At 72.9% G+C, this 8,306-nt stretch carries 10 protein-coding genes; 5 read left to right on the forward strand and 5 right to left on the reverse strand.

The window, feature by feature from the left end; genetic code table 11:
* The 5 genes from BZY54_RS40360 to BZY54_RS40380 form a co-directional block, all read right to left on the reverse strand.
* Nucleotides 1–1,272: sensor histidine kinase (locus BZY54_RS40360; RefSeq protein WP_086730339.1), on the reverse strand; the 1,272-nt coding region annotated here is incomplete at its 3' end.
* Nucleotides 1,273–1,986 carry a response regulator transcription factor gene (locus BZY54_RS40365; protein WP_086730341.1) on the reverse strand — a complete coding sequence of 238 codons (714 nt, stop codon included), beginning with the start codon at nt 1,984–1,986 and terminating at the stop codon, nt 1,273–1,275. It abuts the gene before it with no gap.
* A gap of 203 nt (nt 1,987–2,189) precedes the next feature.
* Nucleotides 2,190–2,804 carry an FMN reductase gene (locus BZY54_RS40370; RefSeq protein ID WP_086730343.1) on the reverse strand — a complete coding sequence of 205 codons (615 nt, stop codon included), beginning with the start codon at nt 2,802–2,804 and terminating at the stop codon, nt 2,190–2,192.
* On the reverse strand, nt 2,801–3,916 hold the full coding sequence (locus tag BZY54_RS40375; protein WP_086730344.1) for an LLM class flavin-dependent oxidoreductase: 1,116 nt from the start codon (nt 3,914–3,916) through the stop codon (nt 2,801–2,803). The genes BZY54_RS40370 and BZY54_RS40375 overlap by 4 nt, the downstream gene beginning before the upstream one ends.
* Before the next feature lie 146 nt (nt 3,917–4,062).
* Entirely contained in the window at nt 4,063–4,959 is an 897-nt protein-coding gene (locus BZY54_RS40380; RefSeq protein ID WP_086730345.1) for an NADP-dependent oxidoreductase, read from the reverse strand.
* A 135-nt stretch (nt 4,960–5,094) separates the two neighbouring features.
* Between BZY54_RS40380 and BZY54_RS40385 the strand changes: the two genes are divergently transcribed.
* The 5 genes from BZY54_RS40385 to BZY54_RS40400 form a co-directional block, all read left to right on the forward strand.
* Entirely contained in the window at nt 5,095–5,505 is a 411-nt protein-coding gene (locus tag BZY54_RS40385) for a winged helix-turn-helix transcriptional regulator (RefSeq protein WP_086730346.1), read from the forward strand.
* Nucleotides 5,506–5,657: 152 nt separating this feature from the next.
* Complete coding sequence (locus tag BZY54_RS40390; protein WP_086730347.1) at nt 5,658–5,999, forward strand: YnfA family protein; 342 nt, start codon at nt 5,658–5,660, stop codon at nt 5,997–5,999.
* An 83-nt stretch (nt 6,000–6,082) separates the two neighbouring features.
* Nucleotides 6,083–6,859 carry an SDR family NAD(P)-dependent oxidoreductase gene (locus tag BZY54_RS40395; protein WP_086730348.1) on the forward strand — a complete coding sequence of 259 codons (777 nt, stop codon included), beginning with the start codon at nt 6,083–6,085 and terminating at the stop codon, nt 6,857–6,859.
* The gene (locus BZY54_RS51270; RefSeq protein WP_158103995.1) at nt 6,856–7,020 is read left to right on the forward strand and encodes a hypothetical protein; all 165 of its coding nucleotides are present in this window, start codon (nt 6,856–6,858) and stop codon (nt 7,018–7,020) included. The genes BZY54_RS40395 and BZY54_RS51270 overlap by 4 nt, the downstream gene beginning before the upstream one ends.
* A gap of 52 nt (nt 7,021–7,072) precedes the next feature.
* Nucleotides 7,073–8,306, forward strand: a 1,234-nt coding sequence (locus BZY54_RS40400; protein WP_086730349.1) for a GNAT family N-acetyltransferase, incomplete at its 3' end; no start/stop codon positions are given.

The following is an 8,306-nucleotide window of genomic DNA, read 5'->3' on the forward strand; positions in this document are numbered from 1 at the left end:
GCGGTAGAAGCGGTCGAAGACGCGGATCAGGTCGCCCGCGGCGATGCCGGGCCCGCGGTCGAGGACCTCGACGCGGACCGTGCCCGGCCGGGCGGGCCCGGAGACGGCGATCTCGATGGGTTCCGTGCCGCCCCGGTCGAACTTCGCGGCGTTCTCGACGAGGTTGGAGACCGCCCGCTGGAGCATGGCGGGGCGGCCTTCGGTCGTCGTGTCCCCGCTCGCGCGGACCACGATGTCGCGTCCGGTGCGGCGGCGGGCGAGACCGGCCACGTCCTCGGCGATCTCGGCGAGGTCGACGCGCTGCGGCGGCTCGGCGTCGGACTGGCCGGCCGCGAGGTCGACCAGCTCGTTGACCAGGTCGGTGAGTTCGCGGGCCTCCTGGGTGAGGTCGGCGACCAGGTCCTCGCGGGTGTCGGGCGGCAGTTCGTCGATGCGGCGCAGCAGTGAGATGTTCGTACGCAGGGAGGTCAGCGGCGTACGGAGCTCGTGTCCGGCGTCCTGGACGAGGCGGCGCTGGTCCTCCTCGGACTGGGCGAGGCGGCCCAGCATGCGGTCGAAGGAGCGGCCGAGGCGGCCCACCTCGTCGTAGCCGGTGACGGGTACCTGGATGCCCAGCTGCCGGGTGCGGGCGACGGCCTCGGCGGCGGAGGTCAGGGCCACCAGCCGGCGGGTGATGCGCCGGGCCAGCCACCAGCCGCACAGGCCGGCCGCGATGACCACGACGCCCATCAGGATCAGCGTCCGCTGCTGCAACGCCCGCAGCAGGTCCTCGGTGTCGCTGAACTCCTGGGCGACCTGCACGGCGCCCCTGCCGTCGCCGAGCGCGACCGTCGCGATGCGGTACACGTCGTCGGCGACGACCACGTCCCGGTACTCGACGGTCTTCCCGGCCGCGGCGGCGGCCGCGGTCGCCCGGTCGTGCGCGGTGACGGGCAGCTGCGGGCTGCCGTGGTCCACGATCTGCCCCCGGTCGCCGAGCACCTGCACATCGGTGCGGCTGGGCCGGACCACCTCGTGGCCGGGGCGGGAGGAGGAGAAGTCCTCGGGCGTACGGTCGTAGCGCCGCACCTCGTCCTGCACGTCCTGCACGACCTGCGTGAACACCGACTGCTGGTCCACCCGCACCAGGCGGGCGGCGGAGTTGTACGACAGGATCCCGACGAGAATCGTGACGGCGGCGGTCACCACGGCGAACGTCACCGCGAACGTGGTCCGCAGCGACGTCAGCCGGGGACGACGCGGCCTGGCCGGCAGCCGCGCCAGGCGGCCCACTCAGTCCTCCCGCAGCACGTAACCCACCCCGCGCACGGTGTGGATCAGCTGGGGCGCGCCCGGCTCGTCGAGCTTGCGGCGCAGATAACCGACGTACACGGCGAGGTTCTTGGAGCCGGGGCCGAAGTCGTAGCCCCAGATGCGGTCGTAGATGGTGGAGTGGTCGAGGACGATCCCGGCGTTGCGGACCAGCAGTTCGAGGAGTTCGAACTCGGTGCGGGTCAGCTCCAGTTCGCGGGTGCCGCGCCACACCCGGCGGGCCTGGAGGTCCATGCGGATCCCTGCTGCCTCGACCTGCCGCACGGGAAGCTGCGGCTCCTTCGTGGGCGCGTCCTCGGCGGGCCCCCCCACGGTGGCCGGGGTGGTCCGGCGCAGCAGGGCGCGCAGCCGGGCGAAGACCTCCTCGACGTCGAACGGTTTGACGACGTAGTCGTCGGCGCCGGCGTCCAGGCCGGCGATCCGGTCGGCGGTCTCCACGAGGGCGGTGAGCATGAGGATCGGGGTGCGGTCGCCCTCGGCGCGCAGCACGCGGCAGACCTGGAGCCCGTCGATGCCGGGCATCATGACGTCCAGGACGAGCACGTCGGGCGGGGTCTTGTGGGCCTGTGCGAGCGCCTCGACGCCGTCGGCGACCGCCATCACCTCGTAGCCCTCCAGGGTCAGGGCCCGCTCGAGGGCATGGCGGATGGCGCGGTCGTCTTCGGCGAGCAGCACAGTCTGAGGCACGCGTCCAGTTTGCCAAGGCCACGGCGGTGCAAGCCGGGCGAGCGGGGCTACGATCACCCTTTTTACCCGGCTCTCACCGACTCAGGCGCAACCCGGAGGGGCCGCCTACCGTCCTCTCACCGTCTGCCGCCGCCGTCCGCGTCACCGGTCGGGTACGCGGCGCGGCCGGCGGCACCCCGCACGGCGCCGCCTCAGGTACGCAGCGCGGCGAGCTGCTCCTCGAAGGGCACGACCGTCAGGTCGTCCGCCTTGGGCTCCGGGCCACGAGGCCCCGGCGGGCGCCCCGACAGCCCGGTCATCAGCGCCGCCAGCTCCCCGGCCGCCCGCTCGATCCGCTCCGGCAGCCCCTGCGCGCCCCAGTCCTCCGAGGCGGCGTAGACGCCGGTGGGAACGACCACGGCCCGCAGATAGGCGAAGAGCGGGCGCAGGGCGTGGTCCAGGACCAGGGAGTGCCGGGCCGTGCCGCCGGTCGCCGCGACCAGCACCGGCTTGCCCGCCAGCGCGTCCTTGTCCCACGCCCCGAGCACGTCGAAGAAGGACTTGAACAGCCCGCTGTACGACGCCGAGAACACCGGAGTGACGACGATCAGCCCGTCCGCGCCCGTCACCGCGTCCAGCGCCGCCTCCAGGGCAGGGCCGGGGAAGCCGCTGGTGAGGTGGTGCGCGATCTCCACGGCGAGGTCGCGCACCTCGATGACCTGGACGTCCGCCGCGGTGGGTCCGGCCACCGCGGCGGCCAGCCGGTCGCCGAGCAGGCGGGTGGAGGACGGGACGCTCAGCCCCGCCGAGACGACGACGAGCTTCATACGGCGCTCACCTCCTGGGAGCCCTCCGCCTTCTGGGAACCCCTCGCCGCGGCCAGCAGCGAGGCGTGGGTGGGCGCGTCCGGCACGTCGGCCGGGCGGCCCTTGGCGAACTCCTGGCGCAGCACCGGCACGACCTCCTCGCCGAGCAGGTCGAGCTGCTCCAGCACGGTCTTCAGCGGCAGCCCCGCGTGGTCCATGAGGAACAGCTGGCGCTGGTAGTCGCCGGCGTACTCGCGGAAGGAGAGCGTCTTGTCGATCACCTGCTGCGGGGAGCCGACGGTCAGCGGTGTCTGGTCCGTGAAGTCCTCCAGGGAGGGGCCGTGGCCGTAGACCGGCGCGTTGTCGAAGTAGGGGCGGAACTCGCGCACCGCGTCCTGGGAGTTCTTCCGCATGAACACCTGGCCGCCGAGCCCGACGATCGCCTGCTCCGGCGTGCCGTGCCCGTAGTGGGCGTAGCGGCTCCGGTACAGCTCGACCATCCGCTTGGTGTGGTCGGCGGGCCAGAAGATGTTGTTGTGGAAGAAGCCGTCGCCGTAGTACGCGGCCTGCTCGGCGATCTCCGGGGAGCGGATGGAGCCGTGCCAGACGAAGGGCGCCACGCCGTCCAGCGGGCGGGGCGTGGAGGTGAAGCTTTGCAGGGGGGTGCGGAACTTGCCCTCCCAGTCGACCACGTCCTCGCGCCACAGCCGGTGCAGCAGGGCGTAGTTCTCGATGGCGAGGTTGATGCCCTGCCGGATGTCCTTCCCGAACCACGGATACACCGGGCCGGTGTTGCCGCGGCCCATCATCAGGTCCACCCGGCCGTCGGCCAGGTGCTGGAGCATCGCGAAGTCCTCCGCGATCTTCACCGGGTCGTTGGTGGTGATCAGCGTGGTGGACGTGGACAGGACCAGGCGCTCGGTCCGCGCGGCGATGTAGCCGAGCATGGTGGTGGGGGACGACGGCACGAACGGCGGGTTGTGGTGCTCGCCGGTCGCGAAGACGTCCAGGCCGACCTCCTCGGCCTTCAGCGCGATGGCGACCATGGCCTTGATGCGCTCGCGCTCGGTCGGCGTACGGCCGGTGGTGGGGTCCGGCGTCACGTCGCCGACGCTGAAGATCCCGAACTGCATGGTCGCTCACCCTCCAAGTTGTTGACGGTTCAACTATATCCCCACAACCGTCCGCCCCTCGGAGGTATTCCGCCCCGCTGCCCCAGGGGGCCGGTGGAGGGCGGCGAAGGCCGGTCCCCGCGGCCGGCCCCGAGCGCCGACGCCCCTCAGGGCACCAGCACCAGGCGCCCCCGCACCCCGCCCTCGGCCAGCCGCGCGTGTGCCTTGGCCGCCTCGTCCAGGGCGTACGTCTGTGCCACCCGGAGCGTGAGCACCCCCTCGTCCACCAGCGCCACCAGCTCGGCCAGCCGCGCCCCGTCGGCACTCACCTCCACGGCACCCGTCCGCACCCCGCGCACCGCCGCCGGGGCCGCCTGCGGGATCACCCCGGCATAGGTCCCGCCGTCCCGCACCCACTCCAGCGCCCGCTCACCGAGGACGGCCGCGTCCAGCACGGCGTCGGCACCGCGCGCCCCGGCGCCCGCCTCCGCCGTCGTGACACGGGCGGCGCCCAGCGACCGCACGAGCTCCGCGTCGCCCTCGCGGGCCAGCCCCGTCACCGTGATCCCGCGGTGGGCGGCGAGCTGGACCGCGTACCCGCCGACCGCGCCCGCCGCCCCGGTCACCAGCAGCGATTGCCCCGGCCGAAGGTCCAGCAGGTCCAGCGCCTGGGCGGCGGTCAGCGCGTTCAGCGGCAGCGTCGCCGCGTGCACGGCGTCGGCCGTCACCGGCGCCCCGGCCACCGCGTCGGTGTCCACGACGACGTACTCGGCATGGGTGCCCAGCGGCTTGACCATGCCGTAGTCGAGCGCGACCACCTCGTCCCCCACGCTCCAGGCACTGGCCACGCCCGTCGCGTCCACCGTCCCCGCGACGTCCCAGCCGAGCCCGATCTGCTTGCCCGCGCCCCCGAACGCGCCCGCGCGCACGCCCGCGTCGACCGGGTTCAGTGCGGCCGCCGCCACCCTGATCCGCACCTGCCGCGCGGCCGGCTCGGGCACCTCGGCCTCCACGATCTCGACGGCCTCGGGCCCGCCGAACGACTTCACCACTGCAGCACGCATCGCAACTCTCCTCATCGGCAAGGGAATCGGCGGGAAAACCCACCGGTATCCCGCCTGTTGCAACAACCCTAGGAAGAGCTACTATCCATTGGTAAGTAGTTACCTGAAGGTGCCTACGTCACCCGGAGGTGAGCGATGGCGACCACGACCGCGGCCCAGCGGCGCGAACAGGCACGGATCGAGTACGACGCCTTCATCCGCAGCTGCCCCACCAACCAGCTCCTGGACCGCATCAGCGACAAGTGGGTCAGCCTGGTCGTCGCCGCCCTCTCCGCCGGGCCGATGCGCTACAGCGACCTCGGCCGCAAGATCGCCGGCGTCAGCCCCAAGATGCTCACGCAGACCCTGCGCACCCTGGAACGCGACGGAATCCTCACCCGCACGGTCACCCCCTCCGTGCCCGTCCGCGTCGACTACGAACTCACGCCCCTGGGCGCCAGCCTGGCCCACCTCCTGACCGCCGTGAAGGACTGGGCGGAGACCCACATAGAGGAGGTCCACGCGGCACGGGAGCGGTACGACAGCGAGAGCGACGCCCGAGGCTAGGCGGCGTCCACGACCGCCTCGGACCGCTGCCCGGGCCGTGGCGCCCGCTCGCGACCAGCCCCCCGGACAGTCGGTCCGGCCCCGGGCGGCCGGACAGCCGACCCTGCCGGGCGGCGTTCGGACCGCCCGGGGCGCCGTGCGAAGCTGCCCCCATGCCGCTGATCCTCCGCTCCGCCGCCCTCTTCCTCGTCGCCGCGCTCTTCGAGATCGGCGGCGCGTGGCTGATCTGGCAGGGCGTGCGCGAGCACCGCGGCTGGCTGTGGGCCGTCGGCGGCGTCCTCGCGCTCGGCGCGTACGGCTTCGTCGCCACCTTCCAGCCCGACGCCCACTTCGGCCGCATCCTCGCCGCCTACGGCGGGATCTTCGTGGCCGGCTCGATCCTGTGGGGCATGGTCGCGGACGGCTACCGCCCCGACCGCTGGGACATGACCGGGGCACTGATCTGCCTCGCCGGAATGGCCGTGATCATGTGGGCGCCCCGGAACGGCGGCTGACGACAACCGGCTCCGGGCGGAGCCGTACTCTGGGCAGAGCCGACCACGCAGATCCCACCGCTTCCCTTTCCTAGGAGCAGCCCATGGCCAGCGCCGCACCGCCCGCCGCCTCCCGCATCGCCGTCGTCACCGGTGCGAGCAGCGGCATCGGTGCCGCCACGGCCCGGCAGCTCGCCGCCGCCGGCTACCGCGTCGTGCTGACCGCCCGCCGCAAGGACCGCATCGAGGCGCTCGCCGAGGAGATCAACGCGGCCGGCCACGCGGCCACCGCCTACCAGCTGGACGTCACCGACCGCACCGCCGTCGACGAGTTCGCGACGGCCTTCAAGTCCGTCGGAGTCCTGGTCAACAACGCGGGAGGCGCCCTCGGTGCCGACCCGGTCGCCACCGGCGACCCCGCCGACTGGCGCACGATGTACGAGACGAACGTCATCGGCACCCTCAACCTCACCCAGGCCCTGCTGCCGAAGCTCGTCGCGAGCGGCGACGGCACGGTCGTGGTCGTGTCCTCCACGGCCGGCCACGGCACGTACGAGGGCGGCGCGGGCTACGTCGCCGCCAAGCACGGCGCCCACGTCCTCGCCGAGACGCTGCGCCTGGAGATCGTCGGACAGCCGGTCCGCGTCATCGAGGTCGCGCCCGGCATGGTCAGGACGGAGGAGTTCGCGCTGACCCGCTTCGGCGGCGACGAGGAGAAGGCGGCGAAGGTCTACGAGGGCGTGGCCGAGCCGCTGACGGCCGACGACGTGGCCGAGACGATCACCTGGGCGGTGACCCGCCCCAGCCACGTCAACATCGACCTCCTGGTCGTGCGCCCGCGCGCCCAGGCCTCGAACACCAAGGTGCACCGGGAGCGGTGACGGTGATGACGGACGACCCCGAACGGACGGCGGCGGAGCGTGAGCGCCTCGCCCTGGAGAAGAAGCGCGAGCGCTACGTCTGGTACTACCTCGGCTACTTCCTCTTCGGCATCCACATCGTGGCGTTCGTCATGATCTTCGCCGTGCGACACGCGAAGTGACGACCGGCAAACCCGGGACGAGCGCGGGCGCGGCGACCTAGTGTCACTGACCGTGGACAGACATATACCCTTCGACGCCCTGCGCAACGTCCGCGATCTCGGTGGCTACGCCACCGCGGACGGCCACCGGGTCCGTCCGCGCCGCCTGTTCCGCGCGGACGGCCTGGGCAAGATGCACCGCGGCACCGCGGACTGGGACCGCTTCCTCGCCCTCGGCATCGGCACCGTCATCGACCTCCGCCACGACTGGGAGGTCGAGCGCCAGGGCCGCGTCCCGGAGCACCCGTCCTTCACCTACCACAACCTCAGCATCGAGCACCGCCCGTACGACCAGCCGTCCCTGGGCCCCGAGGTGGAACCGGGCCCGTACCTGGCCGAGCGCTACATGGAAGTGGCGGAGGACGGCACGAAGGAGATCCGCCGAGCACTGGAACTGATCGCGGACGCGGCCGTCGCCGACACCCCGCTGGTCTTCCACTGCGCCTCCGGCAAGGACCGCACCGGAGAGATGGCGGCCCTGGTCCTGGCCCTGCTGGGCGTCCCCGAGCCCACCATCGTCGAGGACTTCACCCTCACGGAACTGGCCTCGCCGGCCCTGCTGGCCGACTGGCGGGCACGCAACGGCGGCCGCACCCCGAACTGGCCGGGCTACGGCCGCGCCCCCGAGGCGGTGATGCGCCTGTTCCTCGCCGCCCTGAGGACGAGGTACGGCTCGGTCGAGTCGTACGTGACGGACGCCCTGGAACTGGACGCGCGGGCGCTGTCCGCCACCCTCCGCACCCACCTCCTGGAGCCCGCCCCGACCACCTGGCCCCCGCTGACGTACCGCAGGGCGACCCCCGCCGACGCCCGTGCCCTGGTCCGCCTGCGCGACACCGCGGCCCTGTGGCAGCTGGCCCGCGGCATCGACCAGTGGAAGCCGGGCGAGAAGGACGAGAACCACTTCCTCACCCGCATGCGCGAGGGCGAGGTCTGGCTCGCGTACACGGGAGACCACCTGGCCGGCGCCTGGGAACTGTGGTGGGACGACCCCGCCGCCTGGGGCCTCCGCCCACCCGAAGCGGGCTACATCCACCGCCTGATGGCCACCCCTCACACGGCCCCGCCGGGCGTGGGCCGCGCCATGCTGGCCGAGGCCGAGTCCCGCATCACCGAAACGGGCCGCTCCTACGCCCGCCTCGACTGCCTCGCCTCCAACCCCCGCCTGCGCGCCTACTACGAGTCGGCGGGCTACGGGGTGGTCGGCGAACAGCGGGCGAAGACGGACGGCACGGGCGGCCCGTACG

This window comes from Streptomyces carpinensis (assembly GCF_002154505.1).
GTDB lineage: Bacteria > Actinomycetota > Actinomycetes > Streptomycetales > Streptomycetaceae > Streptomyces > Streptomyces carpinensis.